Annotated in this window: 17 protein-coding genes and 1 pseudogene; 6 read left to right on the forward strand and 12 right to left on the reverse strand. The window is 68.9% G+C overall.

Annotation, left to right across the window (positions count from 1 at the left end):
- Positions 1–50 precede the first annotated feature (50 nt).
- Positions 51–4,937 (forward strand): myxosortase-dependent M36 family metallopeptidase, encoded by a 4,887-nt coding sequence (locus AC16DP_RS42275; protein ID WP_329732183.1) that lies wholly within the window; start codon positions 51–53, stop codon positions 4,935–4,937.
- 75 nt (positions 4,938–5,012) lie between these two features.
- Here AC16DP_RS42275 and recG read toward each other — a convergent pair whose 3' ends face one another.
- Both recG and greA read right to left on the reverse strand, forming a co-directional pair.
- The gene (gene recG / locus AC16DP_RS42280; protein WP_329732182.1) at positions 5,013–7,805 is read right to left on the reverse strand and encodes an ATP-dependent DNA helicase RecG; all 2,793 of its coding nucleotides are present in this window, start codon (positions 7,803–7,805) and stop codon (positions 5,013–5,015) included.
- A gap of 113 nt (positions 7,806–7,918) precedes the next feature.
- Entirely contained in the window at positions 7,919–8,431 is a 513-nt protein-coding gene (gene greA, locus AC16DP_RS42285) for a transcription elongation factor GreA (RefSeq protein WP_329732181.1), read from the reverse strand.
- Positions 8,432–8,628: 197 nt separating this feature from the next.
- Between greA and AC16DP_RS42290 the strand changes: the two genes are divergently transcribed.
- A complete protein-coding gene (locus tag AC16DP_RS42290; RefSeq protein ID WP_329732180.1) occupies positions 8,629–9,165 on the forward strand; it encodes an FHA domain-containing protein in 537 nt (178 codons plus the stop codon).
- A 13-nt stretch (positions 9,166–9,178) separates the two neighbouring features.
- Here the strand turns inward: AC16DP_RS42290 and AC16DP_RS42295 are convergent, their stop codons facing one another.
- A complete protein-coding gene (locus tag AC16DP_RS42295; protein WP_329732179.1) occupies positions 9,179–9,691 on the reverse strand; it encodes a hypothetical protein in 513 nt (170 codons plus the stop codon).
- Positions 9,692–9,852: 161 nt separating this feature from the next.
- Between AC16DP_RS42295 and AC16DP_RS42300 the strand changes: the two genes are divergently transcribed.
- Together AC16DP_RS42300 and AC16DP_RS42305 are read left to right on the forward strand one after the other, a co-directional pair.
- The gene (locus AC16DP_RS42300) at positions 9,853–10,629 is read left to right on the forward strand and encodes a hypothetical protein (protein ID WP_329732178.1); all 777 of its coding nucleotides are present in this window, start codon (positions 9,853–9,855) and stop codon (positions 10,627–10,629) included.
- Between the two features lie 174 nt (positions 10,630–10,803).
- Positions 10,804–12,213: an APC family permease gene (locus AC16DP_RS42305; RefSeq protein WP_329732177.1), complete on the forward strand. Its 1,410-nt coding sequence runs from the start codon at positions 10,804–10,806 to the stop codon at positions 12,211–12,213.
- A 28-nt stretch (positions 12,214–12,241) separates the two neighbouring features.
- On the opposite strand, the gene AC16DP_RS42310 is transcribed toward AC16DP_RS42305, so the two are convergent.
- Positions 12,242–12,601: a GFA family protein gene (locus tag AC16DP_RS42310; protein ID WP_329732176.1), complete on the reverse strand. Its 360-nt coding sequence runs from the start codon at positions 12,599–12,601 to the stop codon at positions 12,242–12,244.
- 93 nt (positions 12,602–12,694) lie between these two features.
- On the opposite strand from AC16DP_RS42310, the gene AC16DP_RS42315 reads away from it, so the two are divergent.
- Together AC16DP_RS42315 and AC16DP_RS42320 are read left to right on the forward strand one after the other, a co-directional pair.
- On the forward strand, positions 12,695–12,871 hold the full coding sequence (locus AC16DP_RS42315) for a hypothetical protein (protein WP_329732175.1): 177 nt from the start codon (positions 12,695–12,697) through the stop codon (positions 12,869–12,871).
- 75 nt (positions 12,872–12,946) lie between these two features.
- Positions 12,947–13,747 (forward strand): cyclase family protein, encoded by an 801-nt coding sequence (locus AC16DP_RS42320; protein ID WP_329732174.1) that lies wholly within the window; start codon positions 12,947–12,949, stop codon positions 13,745–13,747.
- Between the two features lie 71 nt (positions 13,748–13,818).
- On the opposite strand, the gene AC16DP_RS42325 is transcribed toward AC16DP_RS42320, so the two are convergent.
- From AC16DP_RS42325 to AC16DP_RS42360, 8 genes and pseudogenes are all read right to left on the reverse strand, one after another.
- Complete coding sequence (locus tag AC16DP_RS42325) at positions 13,819–14,691, reverse strand: alpha/beta fold hydrolase (protein ID WP_329732173.1); 873 nt, start codon at positions 14,689–14,691, stop codon at positions 13,819–13,821.
- Between the two features lie 68 nt (positions 14,692–14,759).
- Entirely contained in the window at positions 14,760–16,067 is a 1,308-nt protein-coding gene (locus AC16DP_RS42330) for a chorismate-binding protein (protein ID WP_329732172.1), read from the reverse strand.
- A 5-nt stretch (positions 16,068–16,072) separates the two neighbouring features.
- Positions 16,073–16,885: a methyltransferase domain-containing protein gene (locus AC16DP_RS42335; protein ID WP_329732171.1), complete on the reverse strand. Its 813-nt coding sequence runs from the start codon at positions 16,883–16,885 to the stop codon at positions 16,073–16,075.
- A gap of 49 nt (positions 16,886–16,934) precedes the next feature.
- Positions 16,935–17,672, reverse strand: coding sequence for an urease accessory protein UreG (gene ureG, locus AC16DP_RS42340; RefSeq protein WP_329732170.1), 738 nt, complete (start codon positions 17,670–17,672; stop codon positions 16,935–16,937).
- 8 nt (positions 17,673–17,680) lie between these two features.
- A complete protein-coding gene (locus AC16DP_RS42345) occupies positions 17,681–18,343 on the reverse strand; it encodes an urease accessory protein UreF (RefSeq protein WP_329732169.1) in 663 nt (220 codons plus the stop codon).
- A gap of 9 nt (positions 18,344–18,352) precedes the next feature.
- On the reverse strand, positions 18,353–20,068 hold the full coding sequence (gene ureC, locus AC16DP_RS42350; RefSeq protein WP_329732168.1) for an urease subunit alpha: 1,716 nt from the start codon (positions 20,066–20,068) through the stop codon (positions 18,353–18,355).
- Complete coding sequence (ureA, locus tag AC16DP_RS42355; protein ID WP_329732167.1) at positions 20,065–20,832, reverse strand: urease subunit gamma; 768 nt, start codon at positions 20,830–20,832, stop codon at positions 20,065–20,067. Before ureA ends, ureC begins: the two co-directional genes overlap by 4 nt.
- 353 nt (positions 20,833–21,185) lie before the next feature.
- A pseudogene (locus AC16DP_RS42360) lies at positions 21,186–22,465 on the reverse strand (IS1380 family transposase).
- Positions 22,466–22,495 lie beyond the last annotated feature (30 nt).

The raw sequence follows: 22,495 nt of genomic DNA on the forward strand, positions 1-22,495 counted from the left end.
AGCGGGGGATGTGGAGACCGGGAACCCCCCAATTCCAAGACGGAGGCTGCATGCGTTTGAGGCAGACGTTGTGGGCCGGCTTGTTGCTCACGCCCCTCGCGAGCGGAAGTGCCCTGGCCGCGACTCGAGGTAATTACGACGCCTTCCTGGCTCGCCAGGAGGAGAAGGGTCTCGCCGCCAAGGACGACGCCCTCCGGACGCGCGGCCTGCGCGTGTCGCAGATGGAGGATCGGCTCGGAGTCCCGAGCTTCGTGTGGAACACGCGTGAGGGCTCCAGCTCCACGACGAGCATGAGCAAGGCGCTGGGGGCCCGCAAGCCGGACCAGGCCGCGCGCGCGCACCTGCAGTCGGTGGCGGACCTGTACCGCCTGGGCTCCGAGGACGTGTCCTCCGCGGTGCTGAAGTCGGTGCACCAGAGCGGCAAGGGCCCCGTCATCGCCCGCTTCGCCCAGCAGGTGGATGGCATCGAGGTGTTCCGCAACGAGGTGAAGGTCGTCATGGACCAGAACCTCGACCTGGTGGCCGTCTCCGGCTACCTGGCGCCCGCGCAGTCGGCGCGCAAGGCGAGCCTCGGCGCGGCCAGCTCCTTCAAGCTCTCCGCCGAGCAGGCCATCGCCATCGCCTTCCAGGATCAGACGGGCATCTCCATGCCGGCGCGCGGCTTCGTGGCCACCGGCAAGGCGAACGGGCCCTACTCGCACTACGAGCTGGACTCGAGCTCCGCCTCCGTCCTCACCCACCCCCTGGTGGTGCCCGCCCGCGCCAGGCAGGTCTACTTCACGATGCCGGACGGCCTGGTGCCGGCCTGGTACGTGGAGGTGAACAGCGGCGTGCGCAACACCACGGCCTCGGACTACCACTCCTTCGTGGTGTCGGCGGTGGATGGCGCGCTGCTGATGCGCAACAACCTGTCCGCGCACGCCGCCCCCGCCAGCTACCGCTACAAGGTGTGGGCGGACGCGACGGCGCCCTATACCCCGTATGACGGCCCGCACGGCACCAACACCACGCCCTACACGCCTGGCGTTCCGGATGGCGTGGACGTGCCGCTGGACGTGCCGCCCAACACCATCACGCTCTCCAGCCTGCCCGGCAATGAGCCGTGGCTCCCCGCGGGGGCCACCGAGACGGAGGGCAACAACGTGGATGCCTACGCCGATCTGGCCGCGCCGGACGGCTTCCAGCCCGGTGGCCAGGACGTGCGCGCGGCCCTCACGGGCGAGGCGTCCGATCCCGGCTTCGACTACCTCTACGATCTGACCAAGGCGCCCGGCTTCAACGCCACCCAGCGCCAGGCGGCGGTGACGAACCTCTTCTACGTCACCAACTGGCTGCACGACTCGTTCTACAACGCCGGCTTCGACGAGGCCGCCGGCAACGCGCAGGCCTACAACTTCGGCCGCGGCGGTGTCGAGGGTGACCGGATGCGCGCCGAGGCGCAGGACTACGGCGGCACCGACAACGCGAACATGTCCACTCCCGCGGACGGCGCTCCGCCGCGGATGCAGATGTACGTGTTCAACCCGGTCTCGCGCTTCAGCCTGGACGTCAACACGCCCACGGACCTGAAGGTCACGCCCTCGGCCGCCCAGTTCGGCGCCCAGGAGTATGACATCACCAAGGACGTGGTGGTGGCGCGCCACGGGACCGCGACCGACGGCTGCAGCACGGCCGCCTTCAGCAACGCGGCGGAGATCGCCGGCAAGATCGCCCTGATGGACCGCGGCACCTGCGCCTTCACCATCAAGGCCAAGAACGCGCAGAACGCGGGCGCCGCCGGTGTGATCCTCGCCAACAACACGTCCGGCGGCATCACCCCCGTGGGCGATGACGCCAGCATCACCGTCCCGGTGGTGGCCGTGCTGCAGGCCAATGGCATCGCCATCAAGAAGGCGCTCGAGACGGGCCCCGTCAACGTGCGCATGGTGAAGTTCAAGCCCGGCGCGGCCCGCGACGGCACGCTGGACAGCGCCATCATCGCCCACGAGTGGGGTCACTACATCAGCAACCGCCTCATCGGCGACGCCAACGGCCTGGGCAACTACCAGGGCGGCGCCATGGGCGAGGGCTGGGGCGACTTCCACGCCCTGATGATGCAGGTGCGTGAGTCGGACCGGGAGGTCCCGGGCAACAACCTCTTCCAGGGCGTCTACACGGTGTCCGCCTACGTCACCAGCGGCCCTGGCGTGCCCGGTGCCTACTACGGCATCCGCCGCATCCCGTACTCCACCTCGTTCGACAAGAACGCCCTCACCTTCAAGCACATCGCCAACGGCAACCCGCTGCCGGAGACGAACGCGCTGGCCTTCGGCCATGACGGCCGGGCCAACTCCGAGGTCCACAACGGTGGCGAGGTGTGGGCCACCATGCTGTGGGAATGCTACACCTCGCTGCTCAACGCCTACTCCTTCGCGGACGCGGAGGACCGGATGAAGCGGTACCTGGTGGCCGCCTACAAGGCCACCCCGTCGAACCCCACCTACATCGAGGCGCGTGACGCGCTCCTGTCGGTGGCCAAGGCGTCGGATCCCGCGGACTACACGCGCTTCGTGAATGCCTTCGCCCGGCGCGGCATGGGCTTCGGCGCCAAGGCGCCGGACCGCGACTCCCAGGACTTCATCGGCGTGGTGGAGAGCTACCAGACGGGCAACAACCTGGAGGTGGTGAGCATCAAGCTGGACGACACCATCAGCGGGTGTGATCAGGACGGCGTGCTGGACGTGGGCGAGACGGGCTACCTCACCGTCACCCTGCGCAACGTGGGCGCGGACAACACCAGCGCCTTCACCGCCACGCTCGCCACGACGGGCTCCACGGCCACCTTCGCGCTGCCCGCGGACAACAAGATCGCCTTCCCGGCCCTGGCGCCCGGACAGACGGCGACCCGGAAGCTGCCGCTCCAGCTGGTGAGCACCACCGGGACCGAGCCCCGCGCGGGCATCACCCTGGCGCTCGATGAGCCCTCGCTCCCCGACCCGCTGCGCTCGGCGCGCTACGACGGCCTCGTCAACACGGACGAGTCCGCGGGCACCAGCGCCCTGGACACGGTGGAGGACGTGACGACGGCGTGGACCTCGTCCGTCCCCGGCTCCGGCCCCACGCAGCCCTGGCAGCGCGTGGAGGAGAAGGGCAACCGCTACTGGAACGGCCGCGACCTGCCCTTCACCGCCGACATCGCCCTCACCTCTCCGTGGGTGCAGGCGAGCGCCGACGCGGACTTCATCTTCCGCTTCAAGTACCGCCACTCCTTCGAGACCGACAACGGCGGTGGCGCCCCCTGGTACGACGGCGCCGTGGTGGAGTTCACCACCGACGGCATCGAGTGGCACAACGTCTTCGATCTCGACGTGGACCCGGGCTACACCGACTTCATCGACAATGATGGCAACCCGCTCTACGGCCAGCCCGGCTACACCGGCCTGAGCGCGGCCTTCCCCGCGTTCGATGAGGCGGAGCTGGACTTCGGCCGTCAGCTGGCGGGCAAGCGCGTGCAGTTCCGCTTCCGGATCGGCTCCGATGCGGGCGTGGGCGCGCACGGCCTGGACGTGGATGACCTGCGGTTCGTGGGCATCGATCCCCGGCAGCTGCCCTTCGGCGGCCCGGTGCGCGAGGCCTTCGAGGGCCCCGCGGGCGACCCCTCGGCCCCCGCGTGCAACCGCCGCCCGGTGGCCAACACGGGCAAGGGTCCGCAGACGGTGGCCAACTTCACCGTGAACCCGGGCACGGGTGACAAGGTGTACACGACGGTGAAGCTCGATGGCAGCGGCAGCTTCGACCCGGATGGTGACGCCCTCACCTACACGTGGACCCAGCTGTCGGGCCCCGCCGTGACGCTCACGGGCGCCAACACGGCCCGGCCCACCTTCACGCCCCGCGTGGCCAACAACGAGACCTTCGTCTTCCAGCTCGTGGTCAACGACGGCAAGGAGAACAGCGCCCCGGTCAACACCACCGTCTATGTGCTCACGGATCACGATCCCGTGGTGGACGCGGGTGCTGACTTCCGCGCTCCCGCCCGCGGCGTCGTCACGCTCTCGGGCTCGGTGATGGATCCGGACGGGGACCCGGTGCTCGGCTCGCTCTGGCTGCAGCTCAGTGGCCCGGACGTGACGCTGAAGGATGACGGCGCGCTCACGACGACCTTCACCGCCCCGGACGTGAAGGAGGACACGGAGCTGGTGTTCCTCCTGCTGGCCCAGACCAACGCGCTGGTGGGTGAGGACACCGTCACGGTGGTCATCCACAAGTCCAACCGTCAGCCGGTGGTGAAGGGCCCCAACGACAAGATGGTGGAGGAGCGGACCCACCTCACGCTCGACGCCGAGGGCACGGACGCCGACGAGGACACGCTGAGCTACCAGTGGGAGCAGACGGGTGGCCCGGTGGTGGAGCTGTCGGGTGACGACACCGCGAAGCTGAGCTTCACCACGCCCGAGGTGCTGGGTGACACCCTGATGACCTTCCGCCTGATGGTGAAGGACTCGGATGGGGCCGAGAGCGAGGCCGTCACCGTCAACCTGCTGGTGACGGACGTCAACCGCGCGCCCACGGCGCTGGCCCGGAAGATCGCCGGCGGCAGCGTGGCGGGTGACAGCATCACGCTGGACGGCACCGGCTCCACGGATCCGGACGGCCAGACGCTCACCTACCAGTGGACGCAGGTGTCCGGCCCGTCCGTCACGCTCACCCCGGCGGATGGCGCGGTCACCAGCTTCGTGTCCCCGAAGTCCAAGGATGGCGCCACGCTCGTCTTCGAGCTGACGGTGTCCGATGGCAAGGCGTCCGCCACGAACCAGGTGACGGTGGACGTGCCGAAGGCGCAGGGAGGCATGGGCTGCTCCAGCACGGGCGGCTCCGGCCAGAGCTCCCTGGTGTCGATGCTGCTGCTCGGCGCCGGCCTGCTCTTCTCGCGCCGCCGCTCCTTCGGCCGCGGGTAGTGTGACCGCGGGCCCCAGGCCCTGTTGAACGAGGGGTGGCCTCCGGGCCACCCCTCTTCTTTTCCGGCCTCCCGCTCAGCCCACGCGGGCGAGGGACAGCCGCCCCTCCCAGCGCTCCTCGAGCGCCTTCACCAGCGCCTGGTGCTCGGGGGCGGCGAGCTTCGGATCCCTCGCGAGGATGCGCCGCGCCTCCTGCTGCGCCAGCGACAGCAGATCTCCATCTCGCGCGAGGTTGGCCACCGCCAGCTCCGGCAGGCCGCTCTGCCGCGTGCCGAGGAACTCGCCCGGGCCGCGGATCTCCAGATCCTTCTGCGCGATGACGAAGCCGTCACTGCTGTGCTCCATCACGCCCAGCCGCTCCGAGGAGTCCATGGAGGAGCGCGCGAGGTTGGCCACCAGGTAGCAGTAGCTCACCGCCGCCCCGCGCCCCACCCGGCCGCGCAACTGGTGCAGCTGCGACAGGCCGAAGCGCTCCGCGGACTCGATGACCATCACCGAGGCGTTGGGCACGTCCACGCCCACCTCCACCACCGTGGTGCACACGAGAATCTGGAGGGTGCCGGCCCGGAAGGCGTCCATGACGAGGTCCTTCTCCTCGGGCTTCATCCGCCCGTGGAGCAGCCCCACCTCCACGCCGGGGAACACCTGGCGCAGCTTGTCCGCTCCGCGCGTGGCGTCCTCCAGATCCAACTTCTCCGACTCCTCCACCAGCGGGTACACCACGTAGGCCTGGTGGCCCTTCTGCACCTCGGACGCCACCGCCTCGTACACCCGCGCCCGCTGCTTGTCGTTGAAGACACGCGTCTTCACCGGCGTGCGCCCCGGCGGCAGCTCGTCGATGACGGACACGTCCAGGTCCCCGTACAGCGTCATCGCCAGCGTGCGCGGAATGGGCGTGGCCGTCATCACCAGCACGTCCGGCGACACGCCCTTGCTCATCAGCGTGTGCCGCTGCAACACGCCGAAGCGGTGCTGCTCGTCGATGACCACGAAGCCCAGCTTCTGGAAGCCCACGTCCTGCTGGATGAGCGCGTGCGTGCCCACCGCCAGGTGGATCTCCCCTCGCGCCACCGCCTCGCGTACCTCGCGCTTGCGCTTCGCCGTCCCCGCCGCGCTCAACAGCCCCACCTTGTAGCCCAGCGGCTCCAGCAGCTTGCGGAACGTGCGCTCGTGCTGCTCGGCGAGGATCTCCGTGGGCGCCATCACCGCCACCTGGTAGCCGTCCTGCAACGCCACCAGCGCCGCCACCACCGCCACCGCCGTCTTCCCCGAGCCCACGTCGCCCTGCACCAGCCGGTTCATCGGCTCGGCCGCGCCCATGTCCTGGGAGATCTCCTCGATGACCTTCTTCTGCGCCCCCGTGAGCTGGAAGGGCAGCGCCCCGCGCGCCTTCTCCAGCCGCGGCGCCGACACGTCGAAGGTGATGCCCTTCTCCGTCTTCACCCCCTGCCGCTTCAGCCCCATGCCCAGCTGCAGGAAGAAGAGCTCGTCGAACGCCAGCCGCCGGTGCGCCGGGCTCAGGTGCCGGTCCAGCATCTCCGGATCCGCGTCCCCCGCCGGGAAGTGGATGGACTTGAGCGCCTCCGTCAGCGTCATCAACTCCAGCTTCCGGCGCAGGCCCTCCGGCAGCGGCTCCTCCACGTGCTGCGCGTAGGACTCGCTCACCACCGAGGCCAGCTCCCGGAACATCCGCTGGTCCCCCCGCTCGAAGCCCGGGTACACCGGGACGATGCGGTTGAAGTGCACCGAGGACACCTCGAGGTCCTCCGCCGGCTCGATCTCCGGGTGCGCCATCTCGCGCCCCGACAGCGACGCGCGCACCTCGCCGGACAGCACCAGCCGCTTGCCCACCGGGAAGCGCGCCTTCAGCCACGGGCCCGCGTTGAAGTACGTCGCCGCGATGCTCCCCGAGCGGTCCGCCACCACCGCCCGGAAGTAGCGCTTGCCCGTCCGGCTCGGCACGAAGTCCGCCATCTTCACCACGCCCACCGTCACCCCACGCTCGCCCGGCATCAGCTCGGCGATCGTCTGCAGCCTGCGCCGATCCTCGTAGCAGCGCGGCAGCAGGAAGAGGATGTCCCCCACCCGCTTCAGCCCCTTCTTGTTCAGCGCCGCCAACAGCCTCGGGCCCAACCGCTTGCCCATCGTCTTCAGCGGAATCGCCAACGGCCCCGAGCGCGGTGCGATCGACAGCAGCTTCGCCTCCGCCCGCGACTCCTCCTGCCCCTTCGCCACCTTCTTCTTCTTGCGCTTCGCGGCGGGTTTCTCCTCGGGGGCCGGCGCATCGGGTGGCGCGGGGGGCACGGGTTTCGTGGGGGTGCGCGCGAGGATGGGGGCCGTGGGTCTCGCCGGGGCCGCGCTCCGCGTTCCCGGGGGCGGCGGCGCCGGGGTTCTCGATTTCCACTCGGGGACCAGGTCCTGACGACCCTCACCCCGTCCCTCTCCCAGAGGGAGAGGGGTGCGGCTCAACCTGGGGGACTCGATACCCTCACCCCGTCCCTCTCCCGGAGGGCGAGGGGTATTGGGCACGGCGGGGGATTTGGGCACGGCGGGGGATGGGGGGGCACTGGCGGCCAGGGGGGGCGCGGCGCTCGCGACCTGGGCCAGCTCGTCGGGCAACTGCACCCCGCTCAGCTTCAGCCCCGCCAGGACCCTCCTCAACGCCTCCTTGCGCCGCTCCGGCGCCGGATGGTCCACGTGCGGCAACGCCGCCCTCAACTGCTTCAGCGCCTCCCCGTCCACCCCCGTCGCCCCCGCGAGCGCGCGCTCCAGGAGACCCCGCAAGTCCTTCACCGTCGACAGATGGGCGAAGTCACTCCGGCACGCATAACGCAATGGTCCAACGAGGCTGGTCAGCGGATGGTTCACAGTCAGGATCCGAGCGTTTCATCCTAAGACGCGGCCTTCTCTCCGCCCACCAGAACGACACGGGGGAACGAGCTCGCGCCCGCTCCCCCGCCCGCCTGGCCTCGAGCTGTTCTTCAGCCCTCCGCCGGCGCGTCCTCCTGCGGGTCCTCGAAACGGACCTCCTGGACCTCGTACTCGCGGGTGCCACCCGGGCTCTGCACGGTGGCGATGTCGCCCACCTTCTTGCCAATCAACGCCCGCGCCACCGGCGACGTCACGGCGATCCACCGCTTCTTCAGGTCCGCCTCCAGCTCGCCCACCAGCCGGTACGTCACCGTCTTGTCCGACTCCACGTCCAGCAGATCCACCGTGGCACCGAACACGACCTTGTCCCCGCCCAGCTTCGCCGGATCGATCACCTCGGCCCGGGCGATCCAGTCGTTCAGGTCCAGGATGCGCCCCTCGATGTGGGACTGCTTCTCCTTGGCCGCGTGGTACTCGGCGTTCTCCCGCAGGTCCCCGTGCGCACGGGCCACTTCGATCTCCCGGGAGATCTTCCCGCGCTCGACGGTCTGAAGGTGCTTCAGCTCCGCCTTCAGCTTCCGCAGACCCGACGGGGTCATCGGAATGTTCCCGCTCCCACTCATCGACACGACTCCTTCCCACGGCAACAGGTGAACGCCGCGGCCCACGGCCACCGCCCTTCAACGATGGCGGCGGCCGGGCCGAAAGGGAAACTGTAAGGGACGTTTGACAGGCCGGTCAACGAAAGCCGCCGTCCGGACCAGCGTCGGCGCTTCTTCCGCCCGCCCGCCCCGCCGGACTTCTGGCATGCTGCCACGCCGTGCTGTCCATCCAGGAATTGCGCGCGCTCGGCGCGTCATTGTCCATCGGGGCCTTCCGCCGTCAACTCGGCCCCTTCGTCCTCATCCAGCGCGCCCCCGGCCGTCCCTCGGCCGCGCTCGAACCCACCCGCGTGGCCTCCGCCGGCGCCATCGAGCAGGGCATGCTCTCGCTCCTCTTCGAGTTCGAGGACCTGCTCATCACCACCCTCCCCCCGCTGGCCCGCGCGGAGGCGCTGAGCGTGGGACGGCTGCCGGACTGCGACCTGGTGATCGACGACGCCTCGGTGTCCAAGCGCCACGCCGTGCTGCGCTGGAACGAGCCCCAGGGCCGCTGCACCGTGCAGGACACCGGCTCCACCAACGGCACCTTCCTCAACGGCAGCACGCTCGGCACCCGCGAGGCCACGCTCAAGGACGGGGACATCCTCAGCTTCGGCAATGTCCAGTTCTGGTACCTGGTGACGGACACGCTGCACGCGCGGCTGCACGGCTCTCCGGCCCCCAAGGGAGCCAGGGGGCCTCACAAGGGCCGGTAGCGAGGGGCCCCGCTCAGGGCAGCCGGCCCGCCGCGGGGTTCTTGCGCGCGGTGGAGAAGGCGCCGCGCAGGGCGTCCACCACGCCGCCCACCTCACCGGCGTACTGCACGGCGTGGATGGAGTAGAGGTCCTGCACCTCCTCCAGGCGGCGGAACACCTCCTTGAGGTTGGCGCGGTCGCGGGACTCGAGCGCGCACCGGGCCTCGGCGTCGCGCATGTGCTGGAGCCAGGTGGTGCGGAAGGCGAGCCACTGCCGGTCCACCTCGCGGGCCGGGGAGATGCGCACCAGCTTCTCGCGCTCGGACTCGAGCTGGGACCAGAGTGCATCCGCCTCGTCGAGGCACTCCCGGTAGGAGAGCACCTGCTCCGCCGGGGGCTTCCTGGGCGGCGTCATCGCCCGCACCGAGCGCGTCACGCCGATGATGACCGCGATGCAGAAGGCGGACACCACGGCGATGTAGAGGCCGTAGGCGGCGGCGCGGAAGGGACGGTAACGGGGATCTTTCCGGGGATCGGACTCGGACACGGCCCCGTCTTACGACCGCGCGCCCTCCATGGCAACGCCCGGGTGGATCCCAATGTGGAGCAGGCATCCGGACGGGGCCTCCTCCACCCAAGCCACCTCATCCGTTTGGCCGATGAGCCTGTCTCCACGGGTGGATACAGGTTCCGGAGGAGGGGCTTGTCATGACTGTCACAACCACCCAGCAGGATGGCCGGGTCGAACCGGGGCCAGGAGCGAGCAGCCAGCCGCCGGGCATTCCCAGGCCGGTGAGGTGGATGGGGTTCTGGTCGGCCGTCCTCGCGACCGTGCTGACCGCTCTATGGCTCGCACTCGCCTTCGGGATCCAGACCCCGGAGTGGGCGGGAATCGAGGCCTACGCCAGGAGCTTCCACTCGCGCCAGCTCATCAATCTCTTCCCCGCGCTCCTGCTGGCACCGACCCTCGTCGTGAACATGGCCAGCATCCACATGTCCGCGCCCCAGGAGAAGAAGCTCTACAGCCTGCTGGGGATGCTCTTCACCCTCGCGTACATGGCCATCATCTGCACCAACGACTACCTGCAACTGTTCGTGGTGCGGCTCAACCTCTCGAGTGGTGACCTGGAGGGGCTCTCGCTGCTGGCCATGCCCAACTTCCACTCCGCCTTCTTCGCAATCGAGACGATCGGTTACTCGTTCCTGGGCCTCGGGACCCTGTCCGCCGCGTGTGTCTTCCACGGGGACGAGGTGCAGAACTGGATACGCCGGCTGTTCGCGGCGAATGGCATCCTCGGCGTGGCCACCGTACCGGTGGCCCTCCTGGATGTGCCCATGGTTCTACTCCCGGGCCTGGGGCTGTGGTCGCTCATCTCCCTCGTCTCGCTCATCCTCGTCGCCATCTACTTCAAACATGGAACATCGGTCACGGTGAGCCGGCCTCCTCTCCTCACGCAGGCCAACACCTCGAAGTCGGGAGTGTGAGGTAGCTCGTCCGAGGCGAGCAGCCCATCGCACGGAGGTGAAGACCGAGGAAGGCTCCTCCTCGAAGAGCTCGAGCACATGCGCCAGGCACCCGCGTGGGCAATCGCCACGCGAGGGCCCCCTCTTCTCGAGAACCCTGCTCGGATAAGCTCCCGCCCGGACCCGAGGGCCTCCATGGACGAACAACACGAAGCAGGGCCGCGAATCGTCATGGAGGAACAGGCCGGTTACTCGCGGCGTGTCGGGCTCTTCTCGGGCGTCATGCTCGTCATCGGCGGCATCATCGGCTCGGGCATCTTCCTCAATCCCTCCATCGTCGCGCAGCGGGTCCACACTCCGGAGCTCACCCTGGGCGTCTGGGTGCTCGGCGGCGTGGTGGCGCTGATCGGAGCATTCGTCTACGGCGAGCTCGGTCAGCGCGCCCCGAAGGCGGGGGGCAGCTACGTCTACCTTCGCGATGCCTTCGGACCGCTGCCGGCCTTCCTCAACGCGTGGAGCCTGCTGCTGATCATCGCCACCGGAGCCATCGCGGCGGTGGCGGTGGCCTTCGCGAGCTACACGATCGCGCTGCTCGCCCTGCCGGACACGGCCCGGCTTCCGCTCGCGGTGGGTGCCATCGTCCTGCTCTCGGGCATCAACTACGTCGGAGTGAGGCTCGGGGCGCTCGCCCAGAATGTGTTCACGCTCCTGAAGCTGGTGGCGCTCGCGGTGCTCTGCGGTGCCGGGCTCTTCCTGGCCAGACAGGCGCCGGAGGCCGCCCTCGGCGCTTCCGCCGCCCTGCCCGACTCGCTCGGACTGGCCGTGGGCGCGGCTCTGGTCCCCGTTCTCTTCAGCTACGGCGGCTGGCAGCAGACCAACTTCGTGGCCGAGGAGATGATCGACCCCGAGCGCAACCTGCCCCGCGCGCTCCTCCTCGGCGTCATCGCCGTGGTGACGGTCTACCTCCTCGCCAACCTCACCTACCTGCGCACGCTCGGTGCGGAGGGGCTCGCAACGAGCAGCGCACCCGCGGCGGACGCGCTCGGACAACTGCTCGGGCCCGGAGGCCGGACGTTCATCACCGCGGGAATCGCGGTGTCCACCTTCGGTTTCCTGAACCTGGTCATCCTCGTCTCGCCACGCGTCTACCAGGCCATGGCGGCGGATGGGCTCTTCTTCCCGCGGCTCGCCCGGCTGCATCCCCGCTACCGCACCCCCACGTCCGCCATCGTGTTCCAGGCGGCCTGGGCCATCTTCCTCACCCTCTCCGGGACCTACGGCGAGTTGCTCGACGCCGTCGTCTTCGCCGACTGGCTCGTCTTCGGCGCCACGGCGGCAACGCTCTTCGTCTATCGCGCCCGCGAGCGCGCGGGCAGCGTGCCGCGAGCGCGATACCGGGTTCCCGGCTACCCCCTCACCCCGCTGCTCTTCATCGCGGCGGCCGCCTACGTCGTCATCGGTTCCATTGCGTCGAACCCCACCCACGCGCTCGAGGGGGCGCTGCTCCTGCTCGCGGGCGTCCCGGTCTTCTTCTTCTGGCGGCACCGCACGTCCGGGGAGAAGAGCGCGCCGCGGGTGAGCGCACAGGCCGGCGGCGAAGGCTGAGGCTCGCCAGAGTTGTCCACCCGAGGGCTTAGCGGCTCTTTCCATCCACGTGCTGGATGTTCAGCCGGGTCACATCCACGTCATCGAGGCAGCGGGTGTTGACCGCCACCATCGGGCCGTTCGGACCGGTGCCCCGCGCGAAGGAGCGGATGCCGCAGGTCTTGCAGAACAGGTGATGGATGACCTGCTTGTTGAACTGGTAGTCGGTCAGGTTCTGCTCGCCCTTCTCGAGCGTGAAGCTGCTCTCGGGCACGAACGCCAGCAGCGTGCCGGTGCGTGCGCAGATCGAGCAGTTGCACTGGATGACGGGCTTGGAGAGATCGAGCTCGACGCGGTAACGAACGGCGCCGCAGTGGCAGCCGCCGGAATGCGAGGGGGTGGTGGACATGCGCGGAGCCTAGGCAATCGCGACCCGGACAAGCCAGCAGGACATGAGGGGACTCCGGGTCCACATCGCGGACGGGTTACACTCCGCCCCACCATGGCGACTCGAACGAAAGCAGCGAAGAAACAGGTGAAGGCTCCCACCCAGGCGAAGAAGGCCGCGTCGAAGAAGAGCCCGGCGAGGATCCTCCTGCCCAGCGGAGTCGCGGACGACGACAAGAAGAAGGCCGCGCCGAGGAAGAGCCCGGCACGGCGTTCCAAGACGGACAAGTAGCCCGGGCATCAGGTGCTCGGAAAGGGGCGCACGGTGTTCGCCCCATCCGCGCCACGGCCCAGGTATGTTCCGGCCATGAACGACATCTCCTGGAAGAAGCTCGCGCTGCCGGTGACGCTGTTGCTGAGTGGATGTGCCACCCAGGGTGGACGGACCAGCCTCACCGAGACGATGGCGCGCACGCGCATCGTCGACATCAGCCATCCCCTCACGGAGCAGATGCCCGTCTACCCCGGGGGCACGCCGATGTCCGCCAAGGTCAAGGGCACCGTCGAGAAGGACGGGTACTACATCCGCGACTTCACGGTGGGCGAGCACACGGGGACGCATGTGGACGCTCCGGCCCACTTCGCCGCCGGTGCGAAGACGGTGGACCAGCTCCCCGTGGAGTCACTGGCGGGCCCGGCCGCCGTGCTGGACGTCTCCGCCAAGGCCTCGGAGAACGCGGACTACGAGGTGACGGTGGCGGACATCGAGGCCTGGGAGCAGAAGCATGGTGCGCTGGAGCCCCGGCACATCGTGCTCATCCGCACCGGCTGGGCCTCGCGCTGGCCGGATGAGGTGCGCTACCGCAATGCGGACGCCTCCGGCGTGATGCACTTCCCCGGAGTCTCGATGGCCGCGAGCCAGTTGCTGAGCACCCGTCAGGTGCGCGGCATCGGCATCGACACGCTCTCGACGGATCCGGGGCCGAGCAAGACGTTCCAGCAGCACCGGCACTTCCTGAGCGGCGGCGGCTATCACATCGAGAACCTCGCGGACCTCTCCGCCCTGCCGGCCGAAGGAGCCTACGTCGTCGTGCAGCCGGTCTCCGTGCAGGGAGGCAGTGGCAGCCCCGCGCGCGTGCTCGCCTTCATTCCCCAGGAGAGCCGTTAGCCCGCGCGGCCAGCCCGTCTCGGCAACCGCGACACATGTCGCATCGCGAACGCTCTCATCGCCCGCGAGGTCTACACCCCCAGAGTGCTCAGGGTGTCCGTGAGAATGCGGGCAATGTCCGTGGCGTGGGTGTTGAGCATGTTGATGGAGGCGGCGGGGAGGTGGTGTTCGGTGTAGGAGGCAGCGCCGGGGAACTTTTCCGCGAGTCTGGCCTTCTGCTCGGTCATCCGGTAGCCGATGGCATCGAAAAAAGTGACGCATTGCTCGCCAAACACGCACAGCACGGAGCACTTCACCTGGTGGGAGAACCGGGTGAAGTCGAAGAGCTGCGGCTCCTGGATGTGGATGTTCAGGGGTTGGCGCAGGTTGCGCTTGAGGCGGTAGACGGCGTCGTCCACCACGCAGCGCGTATTGATGTCCGGGGGGAGGAAGGCGCTGCGCAGCTTCCAGATGTCCGTGAAGTGGCTTCCGTCTGGCTTGGACTCCCACGCGGCCCACGACGGGTTCTCCGAGGCGGCCTGGCTGCGTGCCTTCTCCACGGCCTCGTCCGGCCACAAGTACGGGTTGTGCAGGAAGAGCCCGGCACAGCGCTCGGGAAAGCGCGCCGCCAGATTGATGCCCATGTAGCAACCCATCAGGCTGCCCACCATGCAGAAGCGCTGGATGCCCAGGTGCTCCACCACACACATGACAGCGTCCGCCAACTGCTCCAGCGTCACCGACCTGTCCGGGTTGTCGCTCGCGCCGTAGCCCAGCTCGTCGATGGCCACCACCCTGCGCTCCTCCGAGCCCAGGAGCTCCTGCAGTTCTCGGAACTCGTCCACACTGCGCGGGCTCATGTGCAGACACACCAGCGCGGCGCGGTCCGGCCGCGGCGTGCCCACCGCCACGTAGTGAATCAGCCCATACGGCGTCTTGACCAACCCGCGTTGTTTCAGCACCATCCGCGCAATCCCTTTCCTCTATGCACAGCGGAGGGCGGGCCTGGAACGGCCGCCCCTGTCCATGTTCTCTACCCCGGCAGAAAGACGAGCTGCGAACGCATCGTGTTCATCTTGTTGACGGTCTCGATGTATTCGCGCTCCGCGATCGACTCGGCGACGATCCCGGCGCCCGCGTTCAGCCGAACAGTGCTCCCGTACTGGTAGACAGCCCGGATGGCGATCGCCATGTCCGCCGCGCCCCGGCTGTCCATCCAGCCGATCGCGCCGCCGTAGACCCCCCGCGGCTCTCGCTCGAGGCGGCCGATGAAGCGCAGTGCCGTGCCTTTATCAATGCCAGACACCGTGATCCCGGGAAACAGCGCCTTGAGCGCGTCCCACACGGTCTTCTCCTGGGCGAGCCGGCCAGAGACCCTGGACGACAGGTGCTGCACGAAGCGGAACGGCTTGACTTGCATGAAGTCATGGATCCGCACGGAGCCGGCGAGGCATACCGAGCGAAGCTCCTCCTGGGCGGCGAGGATCGAGAGCGCGTGCTCCTTCACCTCCTTCGCGTCGGAGTAGAGCTCGCTCCTGATGCGCAGGTCCTCCTCGGCGTTCGCGCCGCGAGGCCTCGTCCCCGCGAGGGGGTTCGTCATGACCAACCCGGAGGCATCGGCCTCGAGCAGGAGCTCGGGGCTCAGTCCGGCACCGGCGACGTGGCCGAGCTGGAAGCAATACGAGCGCGCCGCGTGGTTGGTGCGCACGGCCGCGGCGTAGGTGCCAAGGACATCGAGCGCTCCCGGGATGTCCACGGAGCGCGAAAGAATGGCCTTCTCCAACTCGCCCGCCCGGATCGCCTCCGAGAGCGACAACACCTTGTTCTGGTAATCGTCGCGATCGGAGAAATCAATGTCCGGCGGGGTGGGGGCGGCCGTGGTCTGGTCGTCGCTCGTCGTCGAGACGATCCGCTCGATCGCCTCCTTGTTCGCCGCGCTTTGGACCAAGGCGCACCCGCCGCGGAGGTGGACCTCGATGGCCGGAATCACGAGGTGGAGCAGGGGCCAGCTCATCGCCTTGCCGTAGGGATGATAGAAGCGGGCGACGTCGAACCCGACGTACCCGTACGCCGTCCAGTGCGGGATTCCCACCTCGGCGAGCATGCGCTCGATCTGCTTGAACGGATCATGCGCACGCTCCGAGCGGCGCGGGCCGGAAGGGCCCTCGAGGATGAGCTCGTCTCCCGAGAGGAGGACCCTGGCGAGGCAACCGCCGACGATCCTCGTCTCGGTGCCGCTCTCGTACATCACATAGTCATCCAGCACACCGGCATCGCGCAGTCCTTTCAGGATGCCGTGCGGCCTGCGCGCGCCTGGGATGATGCCCTGTCCCTGGACCATTTGACTCAAGGCGCTCGCCCCCAGACCTGGAAGAACATGTGCGAGATGATCAAGACGTCCGGGCGCGCGATGTGCTCATGCAGCGCCCGGAGGTGCGTGTCGAGCTCGTCCTCGCTGATCCGTCCGTCGGCGAGCAGGTGCGCACGGACGTTGCCGATGAACTCGAGGAAGATGCCGCGCCGCGGATGTCCGGGGGGATAGACGTGAATCAGCGGGTGCACGCGCAGGTCGATGAGCCCCGCCGCGCGGAAGAGGCTGTGCGTCCGCCGGCCGATGAACAGGTCGATCCCATTGTCGCGCGAGTAGGCCTCGTAGACCGCGAACAGCCGGTCCCACGATGGGTGCGGCGGGTCGCAGCGATGCGCTGCATAGTCCGCCTCGTGGCTGGCGACAACGCCGCCCGGCCGGGCGAGCGCGACCATTTCCCGCACGATCTCCTCTGGCCTCGGCACGTTCACCAGCACGAGCCGCGCATGCACGAGATCGAACGATGCGCGCGGCAAGCCGCTGGCGCGTGCGTCGCCCGCGACGACCTCGATGTTGGCCAACCCTCGCTCGCGGACGAAAGCCCGCGCGAGCGCGGCTGCCCGCGCATTCTTCTCGAGCCCGACGACAGAGCCGGAGGGGCCAACCCGCTCGGCGAGGAGCTCGAGGCTCCCCTGCGGCCCACAGCCGAGATCGAGGACGCGCTCGCCCGGCCCGACCCCGATCTGATTGAGCAACCCCCCTGTCTCATGCGCGAGATCCCGCGATTGTTGCCGCAGCCTGAGCGCTTCGCGTTCGCTGTAGCCAAGAAGATACTGTTCGTCTCGCATCATCCGGTTGTCCTTGTTGGAATCGCAGGAGCTGCCTGCGGCTCAGCGAACGTCAGGTGCGGAGCGTGGCGTCCGTGGCCTTTCGCCACGCACCGAGCAGGTGATCGATCACCTCCCGCAGCCCCACGCCCTTCGTCACCTGGGTGAAGACGAACGGCCCGTCGCCCCGCATCTTCCGCGCGTCGCGATCCATCACCGACAGGTCCGCGCCCACGTGCGGCGCCAGGTCCGTCTTGTTGATGATCAGCAGGTCCGACTGGGTGATGCCCGGCCCACCCTTGCGCGGCACCTTGTCCCCACCCGCCACGTCGATGACGTACACCGTGTAGTCCGCCAGCTCCCGGCTGTACTGCGCCGCCAGGTTGTCTCCCCCGCTCTCGACGATGAGCAGCTCCGGCTTCAGCGCCTCCATCAACTCCTCGAGCGCCAGCAGGTTGTGGCTGATGTCCTCGCGAATCGCCGCGTGCGGGCAGCCGCCCGTCTCCACCGCCTTGATGCGCTCGGGCGAGAGCGCCTGGTTGCGCACCAGGAACTCCGCGTCCTCCTTGGTGAAGATGTCGTTGGTCACCACGCCCAGCCGGTAGCGCTCCCTCAGCTCCCGGCACAGCGCCAGCACCAGCGCCGTCTTCCCGCTGCCCACCGGCCCTCCAATGCCAATCGTGAAGGCCCTCGCCGAGAAGTCGCGGCGCTCGGGCTGCTCGCGCTCGTGGAAGTGACCCGGGTGGTCCCACTCCTCGTGCGTGTGGTCATGGTCGTCGTCATGGCCGTGGCCACGGTGGTCGTCGTGCATGGTTCACCTCAGGAAAGGAACAACCGTGAGTAGAGCCTGTCGTGTGTGGAGCCGAGCAGGTCCATCAGGGGTGATGTCTGCGCCAGCGACTCCACCCCCAGCCCGGCACACGTCTCCAGCACCGTGTCCAGCAGGGGCGCGCACCGGTTCTGCAGCTGGTGGGACTCGTGCGTGCCGGCAATCCCGATCCGCACCGCCGCCGACAGCGCCCCTCGCAGCGTGAGGGACAACAGGAGCCGCTGCGCGTCGGACAGCTCGACGTCCAGCACGCGCAGCACCGCGCCGAACAGGGGCGCGTGGTGGTAGAGCACCCCCGCCTCCCGCGCCGCCTGCCGCAGCGGCCCCACCGGCCCGGGGAAGATGCGCGCGCACGTGTCCAGGAAGGCCCGCCCCTGCGTGCGGCTCGCCCGGTTGGCCACGTGGTTGGTGAGGAAGGCGTCCGCGCGTGCGTCCAACGTCTCCAGCGTCGAGGGCTCACGCCAGGCCGCTCCCAGCAACGGCAGCGCCCCGTGCCCCGTCTGCCACATCAGCTCGTGCACGAAGCGCTCCAGGCCCTCGCGCCCGCGCACCTCGCCCTGCTGTACCGCCGCCTCCAATCCTCCCGAGTGCGCGAAGCCCCCCGTGGGGAAGCCCGAGTCGGCCAGCTGCAGCACCCTCCACGCGGAGCCCATGTGCGTCTCTCAGAAGAGCGAGTAGCGCTGCGCCAGGGGCAACCGGACGGCGGGCTCGCAGGTCAGCAGCTCGCCATCCGCGCGCACCTCGTACGTCTCCGGATCCACCGTGAGCACCGGCAGCGCGTCGTTGAGCTTCATGTCCCGCTTGCCGATCCCCCGGCACCGCTTCACCCCGGAGAGCTGCTTGGACAGCCCCAGTCCCCGCACCGTCCCCTCGGCCAGCGCGCGGCCCGAGACGAAGGCGATGCTGGTGGCTCCCAGCGCATGGCCCCGGGCTCCGAACTGCGGCCGCATGTAGAAGGGCTGCGGCGTGGGAATGGACGCTCCCGGGTCTCCCATCTGCGCCCAGGCGATGAAACCGCCCTTCACCACCAGCTCCGGACGGATGCCGAAGAAGGCCGGCCGCCACAGCACCAGGTCCGCCAGCATCCCCACCTGCACCGCGCCCACCTCGTGCGCCAGCCCATGGGCGATCGCCGGGTTGATGGTGTACTTCGCCACGTAGCGGCGGATGCGCAGGTTGTCGTTGTCCCCCGTCTCCTCGCGCAGGCGCCCGCGCTGCTCCCGCATCTTGTGCGCCGTCTGCCACGTGCGGGTGATGACCTCGCCCACCCGGCCCATGGCCTGGCTGTCCGAGGACATCATGCTGATGGCCCCCAGGTCGTGCAGGATGTCCTCCGCCGCGATCGTACTTCCCCGGATGCGGCTCTCGGCGAAGGCCACGTCCTCGGGAATCTCGCGGTCCAGGTGGTGACACACCATGAGCATGTCCAGGTGCTCGTCCAGCGTGTTCACCGTGTACGGCCGCGTGGGGTTCGTCGAGCTCGGCAGCACGTTCGGCTGGCCGCACACCCGGATGATGTCCGGCGCATGCCCGCCGCCCGCTCCCTCCGAGTGGTACGTGTGGATGGTCCGGCCCTTGAACGCGGCGATCGAGTCATCCACGAAGCCCGACTCGTTCAGCGTGTCCGTGTGGATGGTGATCTGCACGTCCTCGCCCTCGGCCACCGACAGGCAGTTGTCGATGGTGGCCGGCGTCGTGCCCCAGTCCTCGTGCAGCTTCAGACCGATGGCTCCCGCGGCGATCTGATCCAACAGGCCCTCGGGACGCGAGGTGTTGCCCTTGCCGGTGAGGCCGATGTTGAGCGGAATGTTGTCCGTGGCCTGCAGCATGCGCCGGATGTTCCACGCGCCGGGCGTGCACGTGGTGGCGTTGGTGCCCGTGGCCGGCCCCGTGCCTCCGCCCACCCAGGTGGTGATGCCGCTGGCGATCGCCTCGTCCGCCTGCTGCGGGCAGATGAAGTGGATGTGCGAGTCGATGCCGCCCGCCGTGACGATGAGCCCCTCGCCCGCGATGGCCTCGGTGGTGACGCCCACCACCATGCCCGGCGTCACCCCCGCCATCACGTCCGGGTTGCCCGCCTTGCCAATCCCGGTGATGCGCCCCGCCTTGATGCCGATGTCCGCCTTGTAGATGCCCGACCAGTCGACGATGAGCGCGTTGGTGATGACGCAGTCGAGCGCCTCCGCGTCCCCCACCCCGGACTTCTGGCCCATGCCGTCGCGCAGCACCTTGCCGCCGCCGAACTTGCACTCGTCCCCGTAGACGGTGAAGTCCTTCTCCACCTGCGCCACCAGCCCCGTGTCCCCCAGCCGCACCCGGTCCCCCGTGGTGGGACCGAACATGTCCGCGTAGTGACGGCGATCCATCTTCCGGCTCATGCGCCCTCCTCGTGTCCGAAGCCCCGCGCGGCCACCTCGGCCAGGGCGCGCTCCTGGTTCTCCGGCGTCACCGGCCCCGAGCCCAACGCGTTGCCGCCCCACACCACCCTCGCCCCCGCGATGGCCACCAGCGACACCGTCTTCTTCTCCCCGGGCTCGAAGCGCACCGCCGTCCCCGCGGGGATGTCCAGCCGCCTCCCGTACGCCTTCGCCCGATCGAACACGAGCGCCCGGTTCGTCTCGAAGAACGGGTAGTGGCTGCCCACCTGCACCGGACGGTCTCCCCGGTGGGTGATCTCCAGCGTGACGGTGTCGCGGCCCTCGTTGAGCACCAGCTCGCCCGGCTGCACCAGCACCTCTCCCGGCCGCACCTCCTCCGGCTGGGGCGCCCGCTGGAAACGCTCCAGCGGCGGCACCGGGAGGAAGCTGCCGTAGAGCGCCAGCGACAGGTCGCCGTGCTCGGCCTCGATGGGGTGGTGCACCGTCACCAGCTTCGAGCCGTCCGGGAAGGTGCCCTCCACCTGCACCTCCGCCACCATCTCCGGCACGCCCTCCATGACCTGCGCTCGCCCGAGCATCTTCCGTCCCACATCCATCAACTCGGCCACGCCGCGGCCGTCACGGATGAGCTCCAGGAGCTGGGTGGCGATGAGCGCCACGGACTCGGGGTAGTTGAGCCGCAGGCCCCGCGCCAGACGCTTCTGGGCCAGGAAGCCCGCGCCATGCAGCAGCAGCTTGTCGATCTCACGCGGTGACAGGTGCATCGCCCCTCCGGGTGGGCCGCCCAGCACCAGGGCGGGACGGCCAAGGGGCCACCCTAGTCGAGTGCCCACGAAGTTTTTGGACATAGTTGCGGGGGATGAATAGCTCTGACTAAACGACCGGACAGAAACACCTGAACAGGCGCTCACTACCACCGGTAACTGGGCTCCAGTTAGCCCATCATATTCATGACAACTGGCCCAACTCATGCATGAGAGCAGGAGCCAGGGGCTCTTGTGAGCGATTTCGAGCACAGAACAGACGTCGGCCCTCCCGTGGGCGCGGGTAGCAAGCAGGAGTGGTTGGAAAGGGTGCGGCGAACGACTCGACGGATGAGCGGTAATGGCTGTCGAGGTTACGTGATGTGGGCCGTACTCAGAGCGCCGAGCTGGCTCCACAGCTTGCGCCAGAGACCGGCCGACTCCTGGCCCATGACCAGCACCACCCGCCTGGCGTGCACCAGTACCCGCGCCGCCACCTTGAGCACCCGCTCGCGAACACGGCGCAGCCCCCAGCCTTCGCCCGTGGCCTGCTCCATCAACACGCGCGCGGCGTGCACGAGGTCGTAGGCCAGCGCGTTGAGCAGCAGGCGCACCTCGTTGTTGGCGAAGGCATCGATTGAAACCGAGCGCTGCACGGGCGGATGGCCCTGGTAGTTGGACTTGGGCCGTTTGGCCGAGGAGAGCGCCGGGGCCAGCACGTCCATGAGCTCTCCGAAGTGCCCCTCGGCCGTGCCGCGCTGGCGGTAGTGCGTAAGCAACGCTTCGGCGGGCATCTGCTCCGTCGTCCAGCTCGTCACCAGCCAGAAGGCATAGGGAAAGAGTTCCTCCTTCCTCTGCACCAGCACCAGCACCAGCACCAGCACCACGCGCCGCGCACGGCTCCATCCTTGCGCCTGGTACTCCGACTCGTACAGGAAGGTACCTGGCTGGCCCTGGGGGACGCCCGAGTGGAGGAAGCGCCAGAGGGCTGCCTCCTTCTGCAGTGGCGCCGTGTTGCGCACGCGCGCCACGTAGGGCGTGCCTCGCTCCTCCAGCATCCCCAGCAGCTTCTCCTCGGGGAAGCCCGCATCCATGCGCACCGCCGCCACCTCGCATACTTCCTTCTCCACCCGCTCGAGCAACTGGGAGATGAAGTCCAGCGCCCCGCTGGCGCTGTGCACGTTGCCCTCGCGCAGTCTCACGTCCAGCAAGTCCCCCGTCTCCGCCATGCTGGCCACCAGCGGATGGTACATGCGCACTCCATAGTGTCCGTTGTACGCGCTGCCCTCCTGGTGCCCGTGCACCTCCACCGGCAGTCCATCCACGTCCACCGTCACCTGCTTCAGCCGCTCGCCCTTGGGCCTCGACGCCCTCAGTCTGCGCCCTGTCAACCACACCAGTGCCTCTCTGAGCACCTCGCGGTTGCCCTCCTGGGCCAGCATGGCCGTCAGCCGGGACAACGTCGGAGCGCCGCGTCCTCGCGCAGCGCGTCCGCGTCATCGATGTCTTTCCACCCCTGCGCCAGCAGCAACAGGTGCGTGCGCACCAACTCCCGCAGCGAGTGGGTGATTCGGCTCTCGTCCCGCGTGTCCGTCAGCGTCTCCCCCAGCCAACGTGTCAGCCCCAGCCTCTCGTCCACCTCCCGCAGCAGCACCGCCCCTGCTTCCGACGTCAACCGCTCCGC

The sequence above is a fragment of the Archangium sp. genome (genome assembly GCF_057119385.1).